The organism is Bradyrhizobium niftali, assembly GCF_004571025.1.
GTDB classification, from domain to species: domain Bacteria; phylum Pseudomonadota; class Alphaproteobacteria; order Rhizobiales; family Xanthobacteraceae; genus Bradyrhizobium; species Bradyrhizobium niftali.
In genome coordinates this window covers 135,491-160,364 of sequence record NZ_SPQT01000003.1, presented here as the reverse complement: position 1 = coordinate 160,364, position 24,874 = coordinate 135,491, and the positions used below count along the sequence as shown (strand labels likewise).

Below are 24,874 nucleotides of genomic sequence, written 5' to 3'. Positions count from 1 at the left end.
ACGGGAACCCGCACGTTACATTTTCCGGTGCGGCGTCGCGTTCGCGACACGGAGCGGTCGGTCACTTCTTCGGCAGCCGGCCCATCAGATAGAATTCGTCGTTCGGCCGCATGCCGGTGAAGTTCGCCAGCCGGTTCGACAGCGCGAAGAAGGCCGAGATCGCGGCGATGTCCCAGATGTCGTCGTCGCTGAAGCCGTGCGGCGCGAGCGCGGCGAAATCCTCCTCCGAGATCCGCTGCGCGTCGGCCGAGACCTTCATGGCGAAATCGAGCATCGCCTTCTGCCGCGGCGTGATGTCGGCCTTGCGATAGTTCACCGCGACCTGGTCGGCAATTAGCGGGTTCTTGGCGCGGATGCGCAGGATCGCGCCATGCGCGATCACGCAATACTGGCACTGGTTGGCCGCCGAGGTCGCCACCACGATCATCTCGCGTTCGGCCTTGGTGAGGCCGCCGTCCTTCTCCATCAGCGCGTCGTGATAGGCGAAGAACGCGCGGAACTCGTCGGGCCGGTAGGCCAGCGTCAGGAAGACGTTCGGCACGAATCCGCTCTTTTCCTGGACAGTGAGGAGGCGCGTGCGGATGTCGTCGGGCAGCGTGTCGAGGGCGGGAGCGGGGAAGCGTTGCGCGGCTGTTTTTGTCATGAGCATGGATTCCGGCCTGGGGCCGGCAACCATAGTCGATGCGGGCGGCCGCCTCAACGTGCCACACGCTCAGTGTCATCGCCCGATTTAATCGGGCGATCCAGTATTCCAGAGACGGTTGTGGTTCAATCGAGAAGCCGCGGCGTACTGGATGCCCCGGTCAAGCCAGGGCATGACAGCGGAATTTGCGGAAGCGGTGTCAGTTCCTTACCGCAGCGGCTTCTTCAGCAGCGAGAAGCGGTCGGGATCGAGGCCCATCGAGGGTTGCAGCATCGGCGCTTCGGCGCTCGCGAGCGTCTTGCTGGGCGGGGCCGAGAACACCGGGTCGTTCGGCGTGTCGCGCTGCGAGGTGGCGCCGCGCCAGCGTTCGAGCACCGCGCCGACGAAATGCATGTCGTGACCGGAGGTGACCGACGGCACGCTGCTGATGGTGGCCTCGCCGCGCGGCAATTGGTGCGGCGGCACCTCCTTGAAGCGCAGGCGGGTCGGCAGTGCCACGCCTTCGCCAAAGGCCAGCACTTCTCGGGTGCCGAGCGATGGCACGAAGGACAGCAAGTTCGCCGCGGCATCCGACACCGCAGCGCGCAGCAGCGCCTGGTCGCGTTCGTTGGCAAGACGCATCGTGAACAGCGTGTTGCACTGGGAGATGATGGTGGCGTCGAGCTCGGCCGGGCGCTGGGTGATCAGCCCGAGATAGACGCCGTATTTGCGGCCTTCCTTGGCGATGCGCGATACCGCCTTGCGGGTCGGTCCGAAGCCGATGTTGCGATCGGCGGCGGCGTAGCGGTGGGCTTCCTCGCAGACGAACAGCATCGGCGAGACGCCGTCGCTCCACAGGCCGAAGTCGAAGGCCATGCGGCAGAGCACGGAGACGACGGAATCGATGACTTCGGCCGGGAAGCCGGCGAGTTGCATCACCGTCATCGGCTTGCCGTTGGCGGGCAGGCGGAACAGATGGCTGATCACCTCGGCCATGGTGTCGCCGCCGACATTGGCGTTGTCGAACATGAAGGCATAGCGGGGGTCGTTGCGGACCGCCTCGATGCGCGAGATCAGCTTGTGATAGATGATGCGCGAGGAGCGGTTTTCCAGCTTGCCCATGCGCTCGTCGATCAGCGATATCAGATCGACCAGGCGATACGGCACCGGCGTATCGACGGTGAAGCCGATCTGCTTGGGATCGATGCGCTTGAGGCCGAGGCGATCGGCGTTCTGGTACTGCGTGTAGATGCCCTTGGCGATCGGGATCACCTCGGCAAGGACGTCGAGCTCTTCGGGCACGCCGGCGCGGCCGCCGAACAGCACGTCGACGATTTCCTCGAAATTGAACAGCCAGAACGGCAGCTTCAGGTTCCGCGGGTTGAGCACCAGCGCGCGGTCGCCGAAGCAGCGGCCGTACTCGTTGTGCACGTCGAGCAGGAAGATGCGCAGGTTCGGCCGTGCCTTCAGGATCTCGTTGAGCAGCAGCGACACGCCGGTCGACTTGCCTACGCCGGTCGATCCCAGCACGGCAAAATGCTTGGACAGCATTTCCTCGATATCGACATAGGCGACGACCGAGCGGTCCTGCTGGAGGAAGCCGACATTGATCTGGTCCGACCCGGTCGGCGCGTAGATCGTGCGCAACTCCTGGCTGGTGATCAGGTCGACCGAATCTCCGATGGTCGGATAGTTGGTGACGCCGCGCTGGAATTTGGCCTTGTCGGCGGCGTTGAGGATCTCGCCAAGCAGGTCGACCGAGGCGATGGCGATGTAATTGTCGGCGCTCGACAGATTCTCGCAGGAGACCTCGGTGATCATCGCGACGATGACCGAGCTGGCGCAGCGAATGCTGACGAAACGGCCGACGGTCGCCCGAACCTCCGAGATCGGCATCTGGCTTGCCGCCAGAAGCCCGACCCGGGCGAGCGATCCGCGTACCGAAATCACGCGTCCAAAGGATGTCACGATGAATGAACCTGGCAAGAGCGAGGGATTTGCACCGGACTATGCGCGGCCGCGGCTGCACAAACGGTTAAACGGCAGCCGCGGCGGCTTCGTTAAATCCGCGGCAATTCGGCCGACAGGCTGGTTCCTGATGCATACTCGTGGGCGGAAACGGCCGAAAAATGCTCCTTTGTGGGGCCGGCAGGCGCTCAATCGAATTAAGGAAGATTTTACCATTCGGGCAGTCCGTCGCTGTTCGGGGGTGGTTCTCCTCACGCGCGGGGCGCCATTCGGTCTGCGATGCAAGGGTTGATTTGTTGACGGGACCTAATCATTTGTACATTAGTACAAATGAACCCGCGGCCTCGGTGCCGCCCCCGGCGCATGAGCCAATTGCGGCCCTGCGCCCGAATGCACGATCCGGTTCCTGCGGATCACAGTCACGCCCTGGAGGAAAGCATGCAGCCCGAACCGATCCTCGATCTGGCCCATCTCGGCCATATGGAGCTGCTGACGCCCAAGCCCGACGAGAGCCTGAAATTCTTCGTCGACGTCATGGGCATGACGGTCAGCGGCCGTAAGGGCGAGTCGGTCTATTTGCGCGGCTGGGACGATTACGAGCGGTATTCGCTCAAGCTGACGGCGTCGAAGACCTCGGGCATGGAGCACATGGCGCTGCGCGCGCGCAGCCAGCAGGCGCTGGAGCGCCGGGTCGCCGCGCTCAAAGGCTCCGGCTTCGACATCGGCTGGATCGACGGCGACATGGGGCAGGGGCCGACCTTCCGCTGCCGCGACCCTGATGGCCATATCGTCGAGCTCTATTACGAGACCGAATGGTATCAGGCGCCGCCGGAGCTGAAGCCCGCGCTCAAGAACCAGGCGCAGCGCTTTCCCGCCCGCGGCGTCAATGTCCGCCGCCTCGATCACCTCAACTGCCTCGCCGTCGACATCAAGGCGAACCGCGAGTTCTTCGAGAACTATCTCGGCTGCCGGCTCACCGAGCAGATCGTGCTCAATGACGGACGCGAGGCCGCGATGTGGCTGACGATGTCGAACAAGAGCTACGACTTCGCCTATTCGCTCGATCATTCCGGCACGCCGGGCCGCTTCCACCACGTCACCTACGCGCTCGACAGCCGCGAGGAGATCCTGCGCGCCGCCGACATCTTCCTGGAGAACGGCATCCACATCGAGACCGGTCCGCATAAGCACGCGATCCAGCAGACCTTCTTCCTCTATGTCTACGAGCCCGGCGGCAACCGCGTCGAGGTCGCCAATGCCGGCGCGCGCCTCATCCTCGCACCGGACTGGAAGCCGATCGTGTGGACGGAAGAGGAGCGCAAGAAAGGGCAGGCGTGGGGCCTGAAGACGATCGAGTCCTTCCACACCCACGGCACGCCACCGGTGGAGGCGAAGAAGCACGCGTAGAGCATGAGCGGCCGACAGCAGCGCTTTCTCCGTTTCCTCCCTATCGCACACTACATTGGGCGTGCCGAACGAGCTCGGCCTGCATGGTTCGAGACGCCCGCTTTGGCGGGCTCCTCACCATGAGGGTCTGATATCTCGCCGCAAAACGCGACCTCATCCTGAGGGCCCGCCGTAGGCGGGCGTCTCGAAGGATGGCCGCAGGCGAGCTTGCTGCCATGCCTGTCTTCGTATCGCCTTAGTGCGGAGGCGATCGCACGCGTGCGATCGTTTCGCGCACGCCGCTCCAGGCCGGCTTGTCAGGCGCGAATTGCTTGCGCAGGAAGGTGACGAGCTCTTCGACCTGCGCGTCGCTCATGCTGTTCCTGAACGCGGGCATGTAGCCGAGATCGCTCGATGCGGGCTCGGTGATGCCGTGCAGGATCACCTGCACGAGATTGTCCGATGTCGCGCTGTGCAGATTGCTGTTGAGCGCGAGCGAGGGCCGGCTGCCGAACAGCGGCAGGCCGCCGATCTCGTGGCAGACGGCGCAGGCGCCCTGATAGAGCCGCGCGCCGGTCGAGGCGGCGGTGGTGACTTGCGTTGCGCTCTCGAGCCTGGCGGCAAGCGCATCCGGCGCCTCGGTGGCGGCGTCGTTGAACGTGTTGAGATAGACGGCCATCGCGCGAATGTCCTGGTCGGGCAGGGCCGTGAGATCCCTGACAACAGGCGCCATCGGACCGGCGGCGACGCCGTGATAGCGCGAATGGCCGGTGCGCAAATAGGCGTAGAGATCGTCTTCCCTCCAGGGGATCGGTGCATGCGATAGTGACGTGAGCGGCGGCGCCTCCCAGCCCTCGGCAAAGCCGCCGGCGAGATAGGCCTGACGCTGCTCGGCGCCGAGCGCGTTACGCGGCGAATGACAGCCGCTGCAATGGCCGAGACTCTCGACCAGATAGGCGCCGCGATTCCACTGTGCGGATTGGGCGGGATCGGGCTTGAAGTCCTTCGCCTGATGAAACAGTGCATTCCATCCCGCGAGCAGCGGGCGAATGTTGAACGGGAAGGCGAGCGTGTTCGCGGGCGTCGTCGCGCGCACCGCAGGCTGCGCCATCAGATAGGCGTAGAGCGCCTGGAGGTCGGCCTCGCTGGTCCTCGAAAAATGCGTGTAGGGGAAGGCGGGATAGAGCTGCCGCCCGTCGCGATGCAACCCGTCGCGCATCGCGCGCTCGAAGGCGGGATAGGACCACGCGCCGATACCGGTCTCGACGTCAGGCGTGATGTTGGTCGCGTAGATCGTGCCGAACGGCGTCGGAAGCGCGCGGCCGCCGGCGTTGAGCGCGCCGCCAATCGTGGTGTGGCACTCCGCGCAATTTCCGAGCGCGGCAAGCTGCTGGCCGCGGGCGATGGTCGCCGCGGAATAGACCGATGCATCGGGCCGCGCGATCGGTGCGATGGCGCGCCCGGGCAAGAGGGCGGCGCCGATGCCGATCGCGGCGGTGCAGACGGCGGCAATGGTCGCAAAGATGCCGGCGCGCTTGGCGAATGGATTCTGCCAGATGCGGGATGGTTTGGGCGCGGCGGGCGCGGGCAGAGGCTGCGGCACGGGCGATGTTTCACCGTGCAATCCCTTCAGGATACGCTCCGGCGTGAACGGTGGCTCGCGGAAGCGCACGCCGGTGGCATCGAAGATCGCATTGGCGATCGCCGCCGCGCTCGGCACCGAAGTGGATTCGCCGACGCCGAGCGGCGGCTGGTCCGGCCGCGGCAACATCAAGACGTCGATCTTGGGCACGTCGGGGAAGGGGATGATCGGATAGGCGCCCCATTCGCGCGCCGCCACCGCGCCGCGCTCGAACGAGACCTTCTCCATCAGCGCGCGGCTGGTGGACTGGATGACGTTGCCGTGAATCTGGTGGCGCACGCCATCCGGATTGATCATCAGGCCGGAGTCCTGCCCGGCGACGACGCGCGTCACGCTGACGTCGCCGGTGGTCTTGTTCACGGCGACGTCGGCGACCCAGGCCGACCACGCCGCACCATAGCCGGGAAACTTGCTGTGGACATAGAGCGCATAGGCAAAGCCGCGCCCGTGCACGACCTCGCCGTCTTTTTCTTCGCGGACCGGTCGCGGCGTCCAGCCCGCGCGCTCGGCGACCGCATTGACGAGGTCGACGGCGCGCTGGTCTTTCAGGTAGCGCAGCCGGTACTCGATCGGGTCGACGCCGGCTTCCGTTGCGGCCTCGTCGATGTAGGATTCATGCGCAAACGTGTTCGGCAGCGCCGAGACGCCGCGAAGCCAGGACGCGCGCACGATCGGTGCCATGTCATGGGCGACGACGCGCATGTGGTCGTAGTCGTAAGGCGGGATCGCGGTGCGATCGCCCATCTGGAGCACATCGGCCACCGGCGAAACTCGTCCGGTCAACAGCAGCGCCAATGTCGGCGCAGCGTTGGAAGGGTAGCGTGTGGCAAGGTCGTAAGCCGCGACGCCGCCGTCGGCGTTGAGGCCGCCATTGACGTCGACGAGCTGCGCGGTGCCCTTGGGCTCCCAGGCGTGCTCCTGCTCGCGCGTCAGCTGCACGCGCACGGGGCGGCCGACCGCGCGCGACAGCAGCAGTGCATCCGCGGTCACGTCGTCGGCGCAGTTTCGGCCGTAGCAGCCGGCGGCCTCCAGCCGGATGACTTCGATCTCGCTCTCGGGACGCTCGATCAGCAGCGCCAGATCGCCGCGCAGCAGATGCGGATTCTGCGTGCCCGACCAGACGCGGGTGTTGCCGTTCTGGTAGTCGGCGACCGCGCAGGACGGGCCGATCGACGCATGCATCTGGTACGGCCACACATAGGTGCGCTGCATCGGCTTGGCGGCGCCTGATATCGCCGCATCGACGTCGCCCTTGTCGATCAACGTCCGCGGCGTCGACGGATTGGCGCGCAGCGCGGTCTCGACATCGGTGAGGTCGGTGAGATCAGGCGTCGGTTTCCAGCTCACCTTGAGCTGTTCCGCAGCGCGAATCGCATTCTCCTCGCGCTCAGCGACTACACCGACGAAATCGCCGATGCGCACGACGGCCATGATGCCGGGAACGTCGCGCACCGAGGATTCGTCGACTGCGATCAGGCTGGTGCCGACGAACGGGCCGGCGTCGACGCCGGCATAGGGCGGACGCACGACACGGCCGTGCAGCATGCCGGGCAGGCGGATGTCGTGCACGAAGGTCAGTTCGCCCGTTGCCTTCGCCGGCAGATCGACCCGCGGCATCGACTGGCCGACGATGGCGTAGTCGCCGACAGGTTTGACGGCGACGTCGTCAGCAAGCTCGAGCCGGATCGTCTCGCCGCCGATCAGCTCGCCATAGCTGACGCTGCGGTTGTCATGCCCGCGCACGAGGCCGTCTTCGATTGTGAGATCGGCCGCCGGCAACTCCAGCCGCTCGGCCGCGCGCGCGATCAGGAACTGGCGGGCCTGCGCCGCGGCCTTGCGCAAGGGCACGGCGGTGATCTGGATGGTTTCACTGGCGATCGTGGCGCCCTGGTTCGGCACCACGGCGGTATCGCCAAGCACCACGACGACGCGCGCAAAGGACACGTCGAGCTCTTCGGCGACGATCTGGCCGAGCGCGGTGCGGATGCCGGTGCCGAGGTCGACATGGCCATTGTAAGCGGTGACCGAGCCGTCTGCGGTGATGCGGACGAAGGTCTCGGATGTACATTCGTCCACCGTGTGGACGACGACGAGCGCGCCCGATTGCCGCTCAGCTCCGTTCGAGGCAGGGGAGGCCATCAGTCGGCGGCCTCAGTGAGTTGACCCGATGCGCGCATCACGGCGCGCAGGATTTCGACATGCGTGCCGCAGCGGCAAAGATTGTAGCGCAGCGCCGCCAGCGCTTCCTGCTCGGTCGGCCGCGGGTTGATCGCGAGCAGCGCCTTGGTGGTCATGATCATGCCGTTGAGGCAGTAGCCGCATTGCGCGGCCTGCTCGTCGATGAAGGCTTGTTGCACCGGATCGGGCTTGTCGCTTGTGCCGAGCCCTTCGAGCGTCACGATGTCGCGTCCCGCGCAGCCGCCGATCGGGATGACGCAAGAGCGCGCAGCGGCGCCGTCGATCAGGACAGTACAGGTGCCGCATTCGCCGAGGCCGCAGCCATATTTCGGACCGTTGAGCGCGAAGTCGTTGCGCAGCACATAGAGCAACGGCGTCTGGCGCTCTGCAGTGACCTCGTGGATCCTGCCGTTCACGGTGAGGCGGATCGGTGTCTGCGTCATCCCTGTTCCCAAGCCCCGCGACGATCGGGTCGCAAAAATTGTACGTTGCGACGATACCGTTTGTACACAAACGTGCAAGCGGCCATGCCGCAGTGCAGCGCGACTGCCCGCTTTGTGGACAAAGGCGGGAGGCAAATGAGGTTTTATTCGGCAGGCGCATCTTTTCGCGCGCGCCGCCGCTTGACAGCTATCGGGACCGCGCGCAACATCGTTCGTATACGAATGATAACCGCAGTGTCCGCTGGCTTGCACATGGTGACTGAAACGACGAGCGCCGCCACCGACAAGATCCGCTGCGATGCCTGTCCGGTGATGTGCTACATCAAGCCGGGCGCGGCAGGCGCCTGCGACCGCTATGCCAACCACGACGGCAAGCTCGTTCGCGTCGATCCGCATGTGATCCTGGAGCGCACCGTCTCGCACGGCGGCAAGCTCGTGCCGTTCAGCCGCACGGAAGACTGGGACGGCAAGATCGTCCACGAACCCTCGACCTTCGTCACTGCGATCGGCGCGGGCACGACCTATCCCGACTACAAGCCGGCACCGTTCATCGTCTCTGCGGAAGTCGACGGCGTCGACATGGTGACCGTCGTCACCGAGGGCATCTTCTCCTATTGCGGCATCAAGGTGAAGATCGACACCGACCGCTATCTCGGCCCGGAGACCGCGACCGTCCGCGCCCAGGGCGAGGCGGTCGGCCACGTCACCACAAGCGAATACGGCTCGCAGATGCTGTCGCTCGGCGGAGTGCATCACCTGACCGGCGGCTCCAAGAAGGAAGGCCGCGTCACCTGCGACACGCTGATGGACCTCGCCAATTGCAAGGCGGTCGAGTTCACCATCGACGGCGGCGCCACGGTGGTGGTGCAGGCCGGCCAGCCGCCGATCGTCAACGGCGTGAAGGAAGAGCGCATGCGCGTCGGCTGCGGCTCGGCGACGATCGGCATGTTCGCCAAGCAATGGCACGGCAAGGTCGACGAGGTCGTCGTGGTCGACGACCACATTACCGGCGTGCTCTCGGAGCACCAGGCCGGCAAGCTGCTCGACATCGCCGACACCGGCATCAAGATGAAGGGCCGGCGCTCGACGCCCGGCCGCTATTTCCAGGTCGCCGATCCCGGCACCGGCTGGGGCGGCACCAACATTTCCGATCCGCTCGCGATTCTCGGGCCGTTCGATGCCAAGGAGGCCAAGCCTGGCCTGTCCATGCTGATGGTTTCCACGACGGGCGAACACTCTTCCTATTACGTGCTCGACGAGGCCCTGAAGCCGGTCGAGACCGAGATGCCTGATGATTTGAAGTTCTCGGTCGAGCGCATCCAGGAGAATTGCGAGCCGGCGCTGTGCACCGTGCTGTTCATGGCTGGTGCGGGCGGTTCGCTGCGCGCGGGCGTCACCGACAATCCAGTGCGGTTGACGCGCTCGGTGAAGGACGCGCTGACCCGCGTCACCAGCGGCGGCGCACCGGTGTATGTCTGGCCCGGCGGCGGCATCACCTACATGGTTGACGTGACGCAGATGCCTTCAGGCGCGTTCGGCTACGTGCCGACGCCGGCGCTGGTCGCGCCGATCGAGTTCACGATGAAGCTGTCCGACTATGCCGCACTCGGCGGACATATGGATTATGTGAAGCCGCTCTCCGAGGTGCAGGGCGGCGACGATGTCCGGCAGTTGCCCTGGCAGAACCCAATTCCGGGGCCCCGGGCATGACGCGGCTCCCGCAAATCGCATGGCTGTCTGATGGTCGGCGGCTGCATTTGCAGGATGGTCCGATTGATCTGATCGTCCAGGCGAGGGGGGACGCGAGCCAGGTGCGAGCGGCCTATGACGCCGCGGCGCGCCGTTTCACCGGGCTGCTCGATGAGCTCTGCCTGGAGCTGACGGAGTTGCGCAAGGCAGCGGAACCCGGAGCGTGCGCACTGAAGGGCGTCGTTGCCCGCCGCATGTATGCCGCCGTTGCGCCCTATGCCCCCGATTGCTTCGTCACGCCGATGGCCGCGGTGGCCGGCAGCGTGGCCGAGGAGATTCTGGGCGCAATGCTGAGCGCGGCATCGCTCGACCAGGCCTATGTCAATAATGGCGGCGACATCGCGCTGCATCTTGCGCGAGGCGAGCATTTTTCGGTCGGCCTGATGGACCGGCCCGGTCGCGACGGCGTGATGCGGAGGATGAAGGTCGTTGCTGATGATCCCGTGCGGGGGATCGCGACCAGCGGGCGCCATGGCCGCAGCTTTTCGCTTGGGATCGCAGATGCCGTGACCGTGCTGGCGGCAACGGCCTCGCAAGCCGATGCGGCGGCAACGATCATCGCCAACGCCGTCGATCTGCCCGGGCATCCTGCCATCGTCCGGCAGCCTGCGAACGAGCTTCAGCCTGACAGCGATCTCGGCGCGCGCCTCGTCACCCGCGACGTCAGTGAATTGTCGCCGACCGAGATTGCGGCCGCGCTGGAATCTGGCGCGGAATGTGCACGACATTTGTTCGATCGCGGATTGATCGAGGGCGCCGTGATGCAGCTCAGTGGTGATATGCTTGTCATCGGACCGAAAGATATTGAACGGCAGCGATCGCGCCCGCCTGTGCTGGAGAACGCGGTTCATGCCTGAACAGGGACGAGCCCAAGGGAAACAATCATGAGCGCGATCATCCGCAAGATCGTCACCGTCGTCGAAGAGACGCAAATGGAGATGGGCCGCCAGGTCTCGCCGCCGACCCGGCGCGCCGCGGCCATTGCCGTGATCGAAAATCCCTTCGCCGGAAAATATGTCGAGGATCTTTCGCCGTTGATCGCGATCGGCGAGGAGCTCGGCGAGCTCCTGTCGAAGCGCGCGGTCGCGGCGCTCGGTATCGACGGGGCGAAGGCGCAGAGCTACGGCAAGGCGGCGGCCGTCGGCGAGAATGGCGAGCTCGAGCATGCGGCGGCGATCCTTCACCCGAAGATGGGCGCGCCGGTGCGCAAGGTGCTGAGCAAGGGCGCAGCGCTGATCCCGTCGTCGAAGAAGCGCAGCGGCCCCGGCACGACGCTCGATATTCCCCTGGGGCACAAGGATGCGGCCTTCGTGCGCAGCCATTTCGACGGCATGGAAGTGCAGATCAACGACGCGCCGCGCGCCAACGAGATCATGGTCGCGGTCGCCGTCACCGACAGCGGCCGTCCGCTGCCACGCGTCGGCGGGCTGACGGTTGCGGAAGTCAAGGGCGAGGACGGTCTGAGATAGAGTTTGAACCGGGGAGGCGGGCACAGCTTCGCCGACAAGATCACGCTGAAGACGTAGAGAGTTCAAAACTGGAGGTTGGGATGCGAGCAAGAACCATTTTCGTCGGCGCGGCCTTCGCGCTTCTGGCGGGCGGCATGGCTCATTCGGCCATGGCACAGGACATCAAGATCGGCGAGATCAACAGCTACTCGCTGCTGCCGGCCTTCACCGAGCCCTATCGCAAGGGCTGGCAGCTCGCGGTGGAAGAGATCAACGCGGCCGGCGGCATCAACGGCAAGAAGCTCGTCGTCGTCTCCAAGGACGATGGCGGCAAGCCGGCGGACGCGCAGACCGCGGCCAACGAGCTCGTGTCGAGCGAGGGCGTGGCGATGCTGACGGGGACGTTCCTGTCGAACATCGGTCTGGCCGTCAGCGACTTCGCCAACCAGAAAAAGGTCTTCTTCCTCGCGGCCGAGCCGCTGACGGACGCGGTGACCTGGTCGAAGGGCAACAAGTACACCTTCCGCCTGCGCCCCTCCAACTACATGCAGGCCGCGATGCTGGTGGAAGCAGCCAGCAAGCTGCCGGCCAAGCGCTGGGCCACGATCGCGCCGAACTATGAGTACGGCCAGTCGGCAGTTGCCGTGTTCAAGAAGCTGATGTCGGAGAAGCGCCCCGACATCCAGTGGGTGGACGAGCAATGGCCGCCGCAGGGCAAGATCGATGCGGGCCCGGTGGTGCAGGCGGTTGCCGCGGCCAATCCCGAGGCGATCCTCAACGTCACCTTCGGCGCCGACCTCGTGAAGCTCGTGCGTGAAGGCAACACCCGCGGCCTGTTCAAGGGGCGCGAGGTCGTCTCCTTCCTGACCGGCGAGCCGGAATATCTCGATCCGCTCAAGGACGAGACGCCGGAGGGCTGGATCGTCACCGGCTATCCCTGGTACTCGATCAAGACGCCCGAGCATGATGCGTTCCTGAAGGCCTATCAGGCCAAGTACAACGACTATCCGCGTCTCGGCTCGATCGTCGGCTACCAGACCATCAAGTCGGCCGCTGCGATCCTGGCGAAGGCCGGCTCCACCGATCCGGAGAAGCTGATTGCCGCGGCGGAGGGCCTGTCGATGCCGTCGCCGTTCGGCGAGATCACCTTCCGCAAGATCGACCACCAGTCGACGCTCGGCGCTTACGTCGGCAAGACCGCGCTGAAGGACGGCAAGGGCGTGATGGTGGACTCGTCCTACAAGAAGGGCGCGGACTATCTGCCCAGCGATGCCGAAGTCGAGAAGCTGCGGCCGAAGGATTGATCTCCGCTGCCGTAGGGTGGGTTAGCCCTGCGGACTGCGCGTAGCGCAGACCGCTTGGCGTAACCCACCACTTTCGGTGCAACACGAGAAGAGGTGGTGGGTTACGCTTCGCTAACCCACCCTACGACTTCACCCAACCCGGACCGCCTATGGCCTTTTATGTCGTACAGCTTCTGACCGGTCTCGCCAGCGCAGCGTCGCTGTTCCTGGTGGCCTCGGGCCTGTCGATCATCTTCGGCGTGACGCGGATCGTGAATTTCGCGCATGGCGCCTTCTACATGATCGGCGCCTACATCGCCTTCACGCTCAGCGAGCGGTTTTCGGGCGCATTCGGCTTCTGGGGCAGTATTGTCGCGGCCGCGCTGGCCGTGGCGCTGATCGGTGTCATTGTCGAGATGGTGCTGCTCCGCCGCATCTATCATGCGCCCGAACTGTTCCAGTTGCTCGCGACCTTCGGCCTGACCTTGATGGTCGAGGACCTCGTCGTGCTGATCTGGGGACCCGACGATCTCGTCGGCCGCCGCGCGCCGGGCTTCAAGGGCGCGATCGATTTCTTCGGCCAGAACATCCCGAGCTATGACCTGTTCCTGATCGTGCTCGGCCCGGTCGTGCTCGGCATTCTCTGGCTGTTGTTCCAGCGCACGCGCTGGGGCGTGCTGGTGCGCGCGGCAACGCAGGACCGCGACATGGTCGCGGCGCTCGGCGTCAATCAGAAATGGTTGTTCACGTCGGTGTTCGCAGTCGGCGTCTTCCTCGCCGCACTCGGCGGCGCGCTCCAGATCCCGCGCGATGCCGTGCATCACGCGATGGATTTGCGCATCATCGTCGAGGTCTTCGTCGTGGTGGTGATCGGCGGCCTCGGCAGCATCGTCGGCGCCTTCGTCGCGGCGGTGCTGGTCTCCGAGCTCAACGCCTTCGGCATCCTGATCTTCCCGAAGATCTCCATCATCCTCGTCTTCCTGGTGATGGCGGTGGTGCTGATCGTCCGCCCCTGGGGCCTGTTCGGCAAGCCGGAGGCGCCGGCGCGCAGGACGCCGGGTCTCACCGTCAACCCGTGGCGTCCGCTGACGTCGAACGAGCGGCTGGCGGCGCTGGCAACGCTCGTCATCGCGGCGACGCTGCCGCTGTTCGCCGGCAACTACGCGCTGACCGTCGGCTCGGAGATCGCGATCTTCGTGATCTTCGCCGTCAGCCTGCATTTCCTGATGTCGGTCGGTGGGCTCGCATCCTTCGGTCACGCCGCCTATTTCGGCCTCGGCGCCTATGGCGTCGCCTTCCTGGCCAAGATGGCGGGGCTGCCGATGATCGTGTGCCTGCTGCTCGGGCCGCTGCTCGGCTGCATGGGCGCGGCGGTGTTCGGCTTCTTCGCCGTGCAACTCTCCGGCGTCTATTTCGCGATGCTGACGCTCGCCTTCGCCCAGATCGTCTGGTCGATCGCCTTCCAGTGGGTGAGCGTGACCGGCGGCGACAATGGCATTCTGGGCGTATGGCCGGAAAAATGGGCGGCGAGCCCGTCGCATTTCTATTGGCTGGCGCTCGGCGTCGCGGCGCTCGTCACGATCGCGCTGCGGGCCATGGTGTTCTCGCCGTTCGGCTATGCGCTCCGCGCCACGCGCGACTCGCTCCTGCGCAGTGAAGCGATCGGCATCAACGCCAAGCGCATCCAGTGGACGGCCTTCGTGATCGCGGGCACGACCGCCGGCATCGGCGGTGCGCTGTTCGCCTATCTCAAGGGCAGCGTCTTCCCGGACAATCTCGGCATCTCGCTCTCGGTCGACGCGCTGGTTATGGTGCTGCTCGGCGGCGTCGAGACGGTGTCGGGCGCGGTGATCGGTGCCATCGTCTACAAGGCCCTTAACATCTGGCTGGTCAGCCAGACCGATCTGTCGAAGCTCGTGCTCGGCGGCTTCATCGTGCTGATCGTCGTCGTCTTCCCCAAGGGCATCGTCGGCATGCTGGAGATGCTGGCGCAGCGCCGCAGGAAGACATCGCCGCCGGGATCTCCCCTGCTTGCCAAGCCGATTGAGTCCGCCGAATGAGCGTTGCACCCCCACTTCTCGCGGTCGAAGGCTTGACCAAATCCTATGGCGGCATCCATGCCGTGCGCGGCGTCTCGTTCTCGCTGCGCGCCGGCGAAATCCTGGCACTGATCGGCCCGAACGGCGCCGGCAAGAGCACCTGCTTCGACATGCTCAACGGCCAGAACAAACCGGATTCCGGCCACGTCCGCCTGCTTGGTGAAGAAACCACCGGCAAGAAGCCGCGCGAAATCTGGCGGCTCGGGGTGGGGCGCACATTCCAGATCACCGCGACGTTCGCGACCATGACGGTGCGCGAGAATGTGCAGGTCGCGCTGATCTCGCACGGGAAGCAGCTATTCAACCTCTGGGGCTCGGCGCCGAAGTTCGATCGCGGCGAAGCCGGCCGCTTGCTCGAGCTCGTCGGCATGGGCGGCTATGCGGACCGGCCCTGCGGCGAGCTGGCCTATGGCGACCTCAAGCGGCTCGAGCTCGCGGTCGCGCTCGCCAACGAGCCAAAGCTGCTGCTGATGGACGAGCCGACCGCCGGCATGGCGCCGCGCGAGCGCGTCGATCTGATGCGGTTGACGGCTCAAATCGCCCGGGAAAAATCAATCGGCGTTCTCTTCACCGAGCATGACATGGACGTGGTATTCGAGCATGCCGACCGCATCATCGTGCTCAATCGTGGCACGCTGATCGCGGAAGGCTCGCCGGCGGAAGTGCGCAGCAATCCGCAGGTGCAGGCAGTCTATCTCGGCGAGGGCCTGCTTTACGATGCCGAGCATCGCGAGGGAGCCTCGACATGAAGCTCACGGTGCAGGACCTCAACAGCCATTACGGCCCGGCGCATATCCTGTTCGACATCGGCTTCGAGGTCGGCCAGGGAGAGGTGGTTGCGCTGCTCGGGCGCAACGGCGCCGGCAAGTCGACGACGTTCCGCTCGATCGTCGGCCTCGTGGCGCAGCGCTCGGGCCGCATCATGTTCGAGGGCAAGGACGTATCGGTGCGGCCGACGCACGAGATCGTGCGCGAGGGGCTCGGCTATGTGCCGGAGGAGCGGCGAATCTTCACCGATCTGACGGTGGAGGAAAATCTCGAAGTCGGTCGGCAACCGAAGCGTCCGAACGCGCCATATTGGACGCGCGACAAGCTGTTCACGCTGTTTCCAAACCTCGGCGAGATGAAGAACCGACCGGGCGGCCGCATGAGCGGCGGCGAGCAGCAGATGCTCACCATCGCGCGCACGCTGATGGGCAATCCGTCGCTGGTGCTGCTCGACGAGCCGTCGGAAGGCTTGTCGCCGAAGATCGTGGAGCAGATGGTCGATGCCATCCGGACCATGAAGAAGGAGGGCGTCAGCATCGTCGTCTCCGAGCAAAATCTGCATTTCGCGCGGTTGATCTCCGATCGTGCCTATATCATCGAGCGCGGTCGCATCTGCTTCGGGGGCACCATGGCCGAGCTCGACGCGCGTCCGGACATCCGCGACGCGCATCTGTCGTTGTGACAGCAAAGGGAAGGGCGGGGGAGCGGATGGCGAGAAGCGTAGCGGCGAAGAAGAGCATCAAACCGGCAAAACCGCCTTACGTGCTCGACGAGCAGGTCGGCTTCATCCTGCGCCAGGTCTGGCAGCGCCACAGCTCGATCTTCTCCCGCGACATCGGCACCAATCTGACGCCGACGCAATGGGCGGCGCTGTCAAAGCTCGCCGAGACCGGTCCGTGCTCGCAGAACCAGCTGGGACGGCTGACCGCGATGGACGTCGCGACCATCAAGGGCGTGATCGACCGCCTGACGGCGCGCGGGCTCACCGAGACCAGCCAGGATCCCGAGGACGGACGGCGTCTGCTCGTGAGCCTGACGCGCGCCGGTCAGCAGCTTGCCGAGAAACTGGCGCCGAACGCGCTCGCCATCACCCGCGAGACGCTCGCGCCGCTCGACGCCAAGGAGCGCGAGATGCTGATGGCGCTGTTGAACAAGCTGCGGTGAGCTCGCGACTAATCTCGATGAAAGCTCCATCGAGGTTTCCCGGCATGAGAGTGGTGCACTGCGTTGCGGTGGTTTTGAGTCTTGGCGCGGCGCTGGCGAGCGAGTGTGCTCCCGCCAGGGCGGCGCAAGCCTATGAAGGGTTCTGGGCGTCGACCAAGAAGGATTGCCGCAATGACGACAGCCCCAACCGCATGAGCATCGAGGGCGGCAATCGCCTCTATTGGTATGAGACGCGATGCCGCGCCAGTGCGATCACCGCTGACGGGAAGCTCGGCTGGAAGATGCGGCTCGCCTGCGAAGGCGAGGGAGACAAGTTTCGCTCCAATCCCCGGATTTCGATTGCCGCTGACGGCAAGCTGGTGATCGACAACGGCCCGGTGGGACAAGCCAAGCGCCAGGTCTATGTGCGTTGTGAGCTGCCCAAGCCGCGCTGATCGGGCGGCTTACGTCTTTCCCGGCCATTTGGCCCGGTAGCGGATTTCGCTGCCGTCGGCCTGCGATTGCCACGGGCCGAACTCGGCCGTGTGCGGTGCCTTGGCGGATATTCCGATCGGATAGAGCCGGCTCGGCTGGCCCTCGATGTTGACCGCGAGCTGCCGGTGCGAGGTTCGAAAGGCGAGTTCGACCTCGCCGGCGATGACCGGCTTGTCGCCGTCGCGGCGGAAGCGGCCGACGCTTGGCTCTCCCGGCATGGTGTTGAGATCGGTTTGCAGCTCGATGGCGATGCCTTGCGCCGATGCCGGCACCGTCGTTCCGGCTGGGAGGCGCACCTCGAACAGAAGCAGGGGATTGGCGGCGTTGGGATTGAGCCAGGGCGTGGCTGTCGTCACGGCGTAGGCGTAGTAGCCGACACCGGTGGCGGCGCAGAGAAACACGACGACGGCGAGCGATTTCAGACTGTTGCGCGCGAGGCTGCCCGCGCTTCCGTCCATGCGTGTCGCCAGCCGGGTGGCCAGCACGAGGCCGGCGAACGCGCCGAACAGTGCCAGCAGGCCCGACGTGATCAGGTCCGCCCGGTTGCCGAAGCCGCCGAGCTCGAGCAGCAGAAGCGTGGCGATGAATCCCGCCACCGCACCGACGACGCCGGCGGCAATCCGCAACCAACCTCTCATGTCCGCCTCGACGCTCCAGCAAATGAAATGCCGCCGCCAGGGCTGCCTGCGTTAGACGCGACAGGCCGGAGATGTGTTCAATGCTTTCGAGGGGCGCGCCGAGCGGCGGACCACTCCGGCTGGGTCACTTCGCCACCACTTCCGGCACCTTGCCCGCCGGCGGGGTGTTGCGGCTGCGCTGGGTCCGGACGATGCCGTCGATGATGGTCATGCCGATGCCGGGCAGGTCGCCGAGCTGGACGCTCTCCAGGATGTTCTTGCCCGGCGAGTGCTGCGCCTTGTCCATGATGACGAAATCCGCAGCGCGGCCGACCTCGATCAGGCCGCAATCGAGCTGCCGCATCCGCGCCGTGTTGCCGGTGGCGAGGCAGAACGCGATCTCGGCAGGCAGCTCACCGATCGAGGACAGCATCGAGACCATGCGCAAGATGCCGAGCGGCTGCACGCCGGAGCCGGCCGGCCCGTCGGTGCCCAGGATGACGCGATGCAGGTCGCCCATTTCGCGCGCGATGCGCAGCGTGTAGAGCGCCGAGCGCTCATTGCCGTTATGAACGATCTCGAGCCCGCGCTTGCAGCCCTCGCAGATGCAGCGGATCTGGTCGTCGGGAAGGGCAGTGTGGCCGCCATTGATGTGGCCGACCACGTCGGTGTCGGCCTCCAGCACCACATCCTTGTCGATCAGGCCGGAGCCGGGGATCGAGGGGCCGCCGGTGTGGATCGTGCTCTGGATGCCGTATTTGCGCGCCCAGCCGACCATTTTTCGCGCCGTCGGTCCGTCCTTGACGCCACCGAGGCCGACTTCGCCGAGCAGCTTGACGCCGGCGGCGGCCAATTCCTTGAAGTCCTCTTCGACCATCTCGCATTCGATGACCGGCGCGCCGGCATGAACTTTCACGCCGCCCGGACGCAACGTCCAGAACGCGCGCTGGGCGAAGATCGCCATCGCCTTCAGCCCCACCACGTCGCGGGGGCGGCCGGGCATGTGCACTTCGCCTGCCGAGATCATGGTGGTGATGCCGCCATGGAGGGAGCTGTCGATCCAGTTGATCTGGTTCTGGCGCGGCGTCCAGTCGCCGGCGACGGGGTGGACATGGCTGTCGATCAGGCCGGGGGTCACCGTGGTGCCGTTGGCATCGACGATGGTGGTCGCGCCTTCCGTGTCGAGATCCTTGTAGCGGCCGATCGCGGTGATCCTGCCGTTCTCGGCGACGATGGTGTCGCCGTCCAGGATCGGCTTTTCCAGCGCGCCCGACAGGATCAGGCCGATATTGCGGATCACGAGCTTCGAGGGTCCGGTGGCCTGGGGTGCGTCATGCGCCATGGAAGGGGGTCCTTGTCCTTAACTGCAACGCTGTCGATCTTGGGCAGCCTTGACCAAGGGATCAAGCCGGATTATTCATTAGTACACGAATGATCGTGTACAAACGACGCATAGCTGACCGCCTCGGAACCGCAACGTAGCGACACGGAAGGGTGAGATGAGCAATTTCAACCAGGAAAGCGTTTTGAGCGTCCACCACTGGACCGACACGCTGTTCTCCTTCAAGACTACCCGCAGCCCGACCTTCCGCTTCCGCAACGGTGAATTCACCATGATCGGGCTCAAGGTCGGCGAGAAGCCGCTGCTGCGGGCCTATAGCGTCGCCAGCGCCAATTACGAGGACACGCTGGAGTTCTTCTCGATCAAGGTGCCGGACGGCCCGCTGACCTCGCGGCTCCAGCACCTGAAGGAAGGCGACGAGATCATCGTCAGCCGCAAGGCGACCGGCACGCTGGTGATCGACAACCTGGCAGAGGGCCGCAACCTCTACCTGATCGGCACCGGCACGGGGCTGGCGCCGTTCCTGAGCGTGATCAAGGACCCCGAGACCTATGAGCGGTTCGAGAAGGTCGTGCTGCTGCACGGTTGCCGCCACGTCAAGGAACTCGCTTATGGCGAGATGATCACCGAGCATCTGCCGAAGGATGAGCTGCTCGGCGAGTACATCCAGAGCCAGCTCATCTACTACCCGACGGTGACCCGCGATCCCTTCCGCAACCGCGGCCGCATCACCGACCTCATCACCTCAGGCAAGCTCTTCAGCGATATCGGCCTGCCGGCGCTGGAAGCGGCGCACGACCGCGTCATGATCTGCGGCAGCCCGGCGCTGGTCGCGGACACCCGCACGCTCCTGGGCGAGCGCGGCTTCATCGAGGGCAATCACGGCGAGCCGGCCCAGTTCGTGGTCGAAAAGGCCTTCGCCGAGCGCTAGAGCGTTTTCGAGCGAAGTGGCTTTCGGTTCGCGTCAAGAAAACGCGTCAAAACTAGAATCTAGAACCCCGTTCCGGGCTCTAGACGCGGAATTCTTGCGCAAGAAGACCGCATTTTCGCCCTCGCACGGGCGTTGCGGCGCCGATTCGGCGCGCGATACACTGTGGGAACGAATCAGCGGAGTTCCCACATGGTTGCGGACAGCGACAGCAACATCGCCTGGCACCGGGTTCAGTTGAAGAAGAACCGCGCCGAGTTGAAGGCGCTCGAGACCGCGCGCTTCACGATGGGCGAGATCGCCTCATCGAAGCGGAACGGCCAGACTCAGAAGGCGGTCGCGGAACTCAAGCGCAAGATCGCGCAGTCGGAACGCGCGATCGCCGACCACGACAAGCGCACGCGCCGTCCGCTCACCACCGACCTGCAAAGCCTCAGCAGCGGCAGCTGGAGCCATTGGGACGCCTATACCAACCAGCAGCAGCGCAAGACCGGGCCGCGCTCACCGGGCCGCGGATAGGCTCTCTTCAGCGCACCGGTTCCGGCCCTTGTGCCTCGGCTCGCGCGTACCATCTGGTTGAGGCGCCACCAACCACTCCGGTGATCCCATGACACCGCGCCTCGATTTCACCAGCGAGGCCTTCTTCCGCGATCCGCCCACGGCGATCGCGGCGCTGCGCGCGTCGGGCCCCGTGGTTGCGACGCGATTTCCTCTGGTCGGCGATGTCTGGATCACCACGACCCACGACGCCACCGCTGAGGTCCTGAAGGACGGCGCCACCTTCACGCTACGCAAGGGGGACGGCAAACTCGCCGGCTTACGCTGGTGGATGCCGAAGCTCGTCACGACCGTCGCCAACAACATGCTGACCATGGACGAGCCTGATCACACGCGGCTGCGCAGTATCGTGGACGAGGCTTTTCGCCGCCGCGCGATCGTCGCGATGGAGCCGCGCATTCGCGCCATCGCCGACGGTTTGGCGGACGACCTGTTTGCCGATGGCAGCCCCGCCGACCTCGTCCAGCAATACGCCCGCATCCTGCCGGTGTCGGTGATCTGCGAATTGCTGGGCCTGCCAGCGGCCGATCGCCCGAGATTCATCGCCTGGGCAAATAGGTTGTCCTCGCTGACGAATGTCGTCAGCTTCTTCCGCCTGCTGTTCGCGCTCCGCAAGATGCGCGCCTACCTCGAACAGCAGTTGCAGATCGCGCGCGTGCAGGGCGGCGAGGGGCTGATTGCCGAACTGGTCCAGGTGGAGCGCGAGGGCGGCCAGATCACGCCGGACGAAATGGTGTCGATGGTGTTCCTGCTGCTCGCGGCAGGCACGGAGACCACGACGCATCTGATCAGCGGCTCGGTCTACGAGCTGCTCAGGAATCCCGGCTTGCGCGACTGGCTGGAGGAGGACTGGAGCCGCATCTCGCTCGCCGTCGAGGAATTCCTGCGCTTCGTCTCGCCGGTGCAGTTTTCCAAGCCGCGCTATCTGCGGCGGGATGTCGAGCTTGCGGGCGTACGGCTGAAGAAAGGCGACCGCGTCATGGTCATGCTCGCTGCGGCGAACATGGATCCGGCGGTGCACGACCAGCCGGAGCGGCTCGACCTCACGCGCAAGCCGAACCGCCACATGTCGTTCGGAACGGGAATTCATTTCTGTCTCGGCCACCAGCTTGCGCGGATCGAGGCGAGTTGCGCATTGCAGGCGCTGCTTGCGCGATGGCCGAAACTCGAGCTCGCCGTCGACCCCGCGCAAATCCACTGGCGCAAGCGTCCGGGTATGCGTGCGATCGCGAGATTGCCTGTCGTTGCCGGCGGGAACCGCCGGCCGAGCCGCGGTGCCGCCGCCGAGCCGTTGCCGGCGGATTGACATCGCGCGCGCCGTGCCGGGAACAATGGCGCGGATCATCTTGCGTGACGTGCGAAACAATCTCCATCGCGCAGGCGTTGCCCCAATGCACGTAGCAGCAAGGGAGCAGTCCATGCCCAACGGCGGCAAGACGCATATCGGATCAGGCGCGCACGGCAAGGGCGCGGGGACTGGCGCACTCACGGACATCCCAAAGGACAAGGTCGGCGATAACATGATCCTGTCGAACCGCGACAAGGCGCAACATTCCGACATTCGCGGCATGGACGGAAAGTTCATCCAGACCGAGCAGTATCAGGATCATTCGGCCAACCGGCTGCTCGACGACGAGGAGGCTGACGACTAGGCGGCAGCCCTGAGCGACAGCTTCAGGAGCCGGCCGACTTCTTCGAGGCGACGAGATCGCGCTCCCAGCCGAATACGGAACGGCCGTCGAGATCGGGAGAGGCCGCACGCTCGCCGGCGATGTAAGCCTCGACCGACGGTCCACGCGCGGTCCGCTCCAGCCGCCGCGCCTGGTCGTCGAGACGTTTGAGCGCCTGCATCTCTTCCTCGCGCCCGAGTCTTGCGTTCTGGATCGCGTCCTTCAGCACGCGGATGGTCTCGTCATAGACCTTGATCGGGACGGGGTAGGGATGCCGGTCCTTGCCGCCATGAGCGAGCGAGAAGCGCGCGGGATCGTTGAAGCGATAGGGTGCGCCGTGCACGACCTCGGCCACCATTGCGAGCGAACGCACCGTGCGGGCGCCGACGCCCGGCGTCAGCAACAGCTCCGGGAAGTCGACCGGGCCACGCTCGGCCGCTGCGGCCAGCGTGCCGTGCAGGCGCCGCGCGAACACGTCCTTCGGCCTGACATCGTGATGCGCGGGCATGATCAGATGCGGCAGCATCGCCTGCGCGGGCGCGGTCCCGGTGAGCCGTTCGAATTCGGCGACGATGCGATCGGGGCCGTGATCGCCGAGGAGTTCGAGCTGCGCGCTGCGCGAGACATCGGCGCGATGGTCGGTGAGGTTGACGATCTCGCCTTGCTGCGGCCCGTCGATCGCACTATGCGGCGCGTCGACGAAACTCTTCAGTGCCTCGGAATGCCAGTGATAGCGGCGGGCCTGCCGCTTGTCGCCGTTCATGCCCTGCTGCACCACCGTCCACTTGCCGTCGGCCGTGACGAAGAAGCCGTGGAGATAGAGGTCGAAGCCGTCCTGCACGGCCGCGCTGTCGACCTTCGCCACCAGCCGGCTGGCGCGGGTGAGCTTCACGCCGTCGAAGCCGACGCGCTCGCCAAGCTGCAACAGCTCGTCCGGCGTCTTGCGCGAATGCTGGCCGCGGCCGCCGCAGACATAGATCCCGAGCTCGTCCTGGAGCGGGCCGAGCCCGCGCTTCAGCGCGCCGATCACGGAGGTGGTGATCCCCGAGGAGTGCCAGTCCATCCCCATCACGGCACCGAACGACTGGAACCAGAACGGATGCGACAGCCGCTGGAGAAACGCATCACGGCCGTAATGATGCACGATCGCCTGTGTGACGATCGCACCAAGTGAAGCCATGCGGCTCGCAAGCCACGGCGGAACCCGTCCGGTGTGGAGAGGAAGATCGGCGCTGCCGGTACGTCGAGTCATGTGTGCCTCAAATTAGCGCAGTTTGACAGCGGTTGCACCATTGGATTGCTGCATTGCACTGGGCGGGCGGAGCGAAGCGCGCTGGAGCGCGTTGGCCAGAAGCGAATGCAATTCCGGGGACGTGAATGGATCGGCAGGCCCTCATGGCCGACATCGACAGGATGTTCGGATGGATACCGTCATGGTTTATCGGTCTCAGTCTCGTCGCGGGCGCGATCCTGCTTGCCTTGTCGGTCTACCGGCTCGCGGTATGGCTGCTCAATCGCGCCTTTGGAACCCGACTTCCTCTCCTGAGCGTGTTCATCGAGCGCACGTCTGGACCGGCCCAGCTGGCGCTGTGTCTTGCTGCCGTCGCGCTGGTCCTGCCGCTCGCGCCACTGGATGACGCGTTTCGTACGCCGCTGACGCGCCTGTTCGTCGTGGCCTTCATTGCCCTGATCGGCTGGATCTCGATCCGGGTCGTCGACATGAGCGCGGCGCGGTACTTGCAGAATTTTCGCGACGTCACGGAGAATTTCGTCGCGCGCAAGCATGTCACACAAGTGCGCGTGTTCACGCGCGTCGCCGACACCATCATAGTCGTCATTACGGTATCCACCGCGCTGATGACGTTCGACTCGGTGAGACAGTACGGCGTCAGCCTGTTCGCCTCCGCCGGTGCCGCCGGTCTCATCGTCGGTCTCGCCGCGCGGCCGCTGCTCAGCAATCTGATCGCCGGCGTGCAGATCGCGATCACCCAGCCGATCCGGATCGAGGATGCCGTGATCATCGAGAACGAATGGGGCTGGGTCGAGGACATCGCCTCGACCTATGTCGTGATCCGGTTGTGGGACTGGCGCCGCATGGTGGTGCCGCTGTCCTATTTCATCGAAAAGCCGTTCCAGAACTGGACCCGCGACACTGCATCCCTGATCGGCGTCATCGCGCTCCATGTCGATTATCGCGCCGACGTCCCGCGCATCCGGCACTGGCTGGAGGAGGCGGTGAAGGAGTCCAAGCTCTGGGATGGGGCGGTGGTCAATCTCCAGGTGATCGACGCGGATTCGCGCACCATCGAGCTTCGCGCGCTGGTCAGCGCCAGGAACGCGCCGCAATCCTGGGACCTGCGCTGCGAGATGAGGGAGAAGCTCATCGCCTTCATTCGCGACGAGATGCCCGAAGCGTTGCCGCGCGAGCGCGCGATCCTGATCCCTTCGGGACGGGGTGACGACGCAGAATTCCCGGGCCGTCCCGCCGCGCCGGAGAAAATGAGGGCGAGCGCGCGGATTTGATCGGCTCAAAGC

23 protein-coding genes are annotated in these 24,874 nt (G+C 65.4%); 16 read left to right on the top strand and 7 right to left on the bottom strand.

The genetic code is table 11. The features are described from left to right. Nucleotides 1-61 precede the first annotated feature (61 nt). Complete coding sequence (locus E4K65_RS09485; protein ID WP_135173921.1) at nt 62-643, bottom strand: peroxidase-related enzyme; 582 nt, start codon at nt 641-643, stop codon at nt 62-64. 207 nt (nt 644-850) lie between these two features. Further along, nucleotides 851-2,443 (bottom strand): ATP-binding protein, encoded by a 1,593-nt coding sequence (locus E4K65_RS09480; RefSeq protein WP_235885548.1) that lies wholly within the window; start codon nt 2,441-2,443, stop codon nt 851-853. On the opposite strand from E4K65_RS09480, the gene E4K65_RS48570 reads away from it, so the two are divergent. Continuing rightward, nucleotides 2,436-2,882, top strand: coding sequence for a hypothetical protein (locus E4K65_RS48570; protein ID WP_235885546.1), 447 nt, complete (start codon nt 2,436-2,438; stop codon nt 2,880-2,882). The genes E4K65_RS09480 and E4K65_RS48570 overlap by 8 nt on opposite strands. 146 nt (nt 2,883-3,028) lie before the next feature. After that, nucleotides 3,029-3,997 (top strand): catechol 2,3-dioxygenase, encoded by a 969-nt coding sequence (locus tag E4K65_RS09475; protein WP_027543243.1) that lies wholly within the window; start codon nt 3,029-3,031, stop codon nt 3,995-3,997. A gap of 235 nt (nt 3,998-4,232) precedes the next feature. Here E4K65_RS09475 and E4K65_RS09470 read toward each other — a convergent pair whose 3' ends face one another. Further along, complete coding sequence (locus E4K65_RS09470) at nt 4,233-7,757, bottom strand: molybdopterin cofactor-binding domain-containing protein (protein ID WP_135173919.1); 3,525 nt, start codon at nt 7,755-7,757, stop codon at nt 4,233-4,235. Next, nucleotides 7,757-8,239, bottom strand: coding sequence for a (2Fe-2S)-binding protein (locus E4K65_RS09465; RefSeq protein ID WP_135173918.1), 483 nt, complete (start codon nt 8,237-8,239; stop codon nt 7,757-7,759). Before E4K65_RS09465 ends, E4K65_RS09470 begins: the two co-directional genes overlap by 1 nt. A gap of 252 nt (nt 8,240-8,491) precedes the next feature. On the opposite strand from E4K65_RS09465, the gene E4K65_RS09460 reads away from it, so the two are divergent. The 9 genes from E4K65_RS09460 (at nt 8,492) to E4K65_RS09420 (ending at nt 17,184) form a co-directional block, all read left to right on the top strand. Then, nucleotides 8,492-9,949 carry a 6-hydroxynicotinate reductase gene (locus E4K65_RS09460; protein ID WP_209312051.1) on the top strand — a complete coding sequence of 486 codons (1,458 nt, stop codon included), beginning with the start codon at nt 8,492-8,494 and terminating at the stop codon, nt 9,947-9,949. Next, nucleotides 9,946-10,845, top strand: coding sequence for a UPF0280 family protein (locus tag E4K65_RS09455; protein WP_135173916.1), 900 nt, complete (start codon nt 9,946-9,948; stop codon nt 10,843-10,845). Before E4K65_RS09460 ends, E4K65_RS09455 begins: the two co-directional genes overlap by 4 nt. A 27-nt stretch (nt 10,846-10,872) precedes the next feature. Beyond that, the gene (locus E4K65_RS09450) at nt 10,873-11,457 is read left to right on the top strand and encodes an amino acid synthesis family protein (RefSeq protein ID WP_027557295.1); all 585 of its coding nucleotides are present in this window, start codon (nt 10,873-10,875) and stop codon (nt 11,455-11,457) included. Between the two features lie 80 nt (nt 11,458-11,537). Continuing rightward, on the top strand, nt 11,538-12,740 hold the full coding sequence (locus tag E4K65_RS09445; RefSeq protein WP_135173915.1) for an ABC transporter substrate-binding protein: 1,203 nt from the start codon (nt 11,538-11,540) through the stop codon (nt 12,738-12,740). A 149-nt stretch (nt 12,741-12,889) separates the two neighbouring features. Further along, complete coding sequence (locus E4K65_RS09440; RefSeq protein WP_135173914.1) at nt 12,890-14,779, top strand: ABC transporter permease; 1,890 nt, start codon at nt 12,890-12,892, stop codon at nt 14,777-14,779. Then, the gene (locus E4K65_RS09435; RefSeq protein WP_135173913.1) at nt 14,776-15,567 is read left to right on the top strand and encodes an ABC transporter ATP-binding protein; all 792 of its coding nucleotides are present in this window, start codon (nt 14,776-14,778) and stop codon (nt 15,565-15,567) included. Before E4K65_RS09440 ends, E4K65_RS09435 begins: the two co-directional genes overlap by 4 nt. Then, complete coding sequence (locus tag E4K65_RS09430; protein ID WP_135173912.1) at nt 15,564-16,268, top strand: ABC transporter ATP-binding protein; 705 nt, start codon at nt 15,564-15,566, stop codon at nt 16,266-16,268. The genes E4K65_RS09435 and E4K65_RS09430 overlap by 4 nt, the downstream gene beginning before the upstream one ends. A gap of 26 nt (nt 16,269-16,294) precedes the next feature. After that, nucleotides 16,295-16,750, top strand: a complete 456-nt coding sequence (locus tag E4K65_RS09425; RefSeq protein ID WP_135173911.1) for a MarR family winged helix-turn-helix transcriptional regulator — start codon at nt 16,295-16,297, stop codon at nt 16,748-16,750. Nucleotides 16,751-16,794: 44 nt separating this feature from the next. Continuing rightward, entirely contained in the window at nt 16,795-17,184 is a 390-nt protein-coding gene (locus tag E4K65_RS09420) for a hypothetical protein (protein ID WP_135174115.1), read from the top strand. A 9-nt stretch (nt 17,185-17,193) separates the two neighbouring features. Here E4K65_RS09420 and E4K65_RS09415 read toward each other — a convergent pair whose 3' ends face one another. Together E4K65_RS09415 and E4K65_RS09410 are read right to left on the bottom strand one after the other, a co-directional pair. Continuing rightward, nucleotides 17,194-17,862: a hypothetical protein gene (locus tag E4K65_RS09415; protein WP_135173910.1), complete on the bottom strand. Its 669-nt coding sequence runs from the start codon at nt 17,860-17,862 to the stop codon at nt 17,194-17,196. Between the two features lie 124 nt (nt 17,863-17,986). Then, nucleotides 17,987-19,183, bottom strand: a complete 1,197-nt coding sequence (locus E4K65_RS09410; protein ID WP_027543230.1) for an amidohydrolase family protein — start codon at nt 19,181-19,183, stop codon at nt 17,987-17,989. A gap of 157 nt (nt 19,184-19,340) precedes the next feature. On the opposite strand from E4K65_RS09410, the gene E4K65_RS09405 reads away from it, so the two are divergent. The 4 genes from E4K65_RS09405 (at nt 19,341) to E4K65_RS09385 (ending at nt 22,321) form a co-directional block, all read left to right on the top strand. Further along, nucleotides 19,341-20,114: a ferredoxin--NADP reductase gene (locus tag E4K65_RS09405; RefSeq protein WP_135173909.1), complete on the top strand. Its 774-nt coding sequence runs from the start codon at nt 19,341-19,343 to the stop codon at nt 20,112-20,114. A gap of 189 nt (nt 20,115-20,303) precedes the next feature. After that, nucleotides 20,304-20,630, top strand: a complete 327-nt coding sequence (locus tag E4K65_RS09395; RefSeq protein WP_135173908.1) for a hypothetical protein — start codon at nt 20,304-20,306, stop codon at nt 20,628-20,630. Nucleotides 20,631-20,718: 88 nt separating this feature from the next. After that, nucleotides 20,719-21,975 carry a cytochrome P450 family protein gene (locus E4K65_RS09390; RefSeq protein WP_135173907.1) on the top strand — a complete coding sequence of 419 codons (1,257 nt, stop codon included), beginning with the start codon at nt 20,719-20,721 and terminating at the stop codon, nt 21,973-21,975. A gap of 112 nt (nt 21,976-22,087) precedes the next feature. Continuing rightward, nucleotides 22,088-22,321, top strand: a complete 234-nt coding sequence (locus tag E4K65_RS09385) for a hypothetical protein (RefSeq protein WP_167770673.1) — start codon at nt 22,088-22,090, stop codon at nt 22,319-22,321. 22 nt (nt 22,322-22,343) lie between these two features. Here E4K65_RS09385 and E4K65_RS09380 read toward each other — a convergent pair whose 3' ends face one another. Further along, on the bottom strand, nt 22,344-23,591 hold the full coding sequence (locus E4K65_RS09380; protein ID WP_135173906.1) for a DUF763 domain-containing protein: 1,248 nt from the start codon (nt 23,589-23,591) through the stop codon (nt 22,344-22,346). Between the two features lie 125 nt (nt 23,592-23,716). Between E4K65_RS09380 and E4K65_RS09375 the strand changes: the two genes are divergently transcribed. Further along, the gene (locus tag E4K65_RS09375; RefSeq protein WP_135173905.1) at nt 23,717-24,862 is read left to right on the top strand and encodes a mechanosensitive ion channel family protein; all 1,146 of its coding nucleotides are present in this window, start codon (nt 23,717-23,719) and stop codon (nt 24,860-24,862) included. Nucleotides 24,863-24,874: the final 12 nt, after the last annotated feature.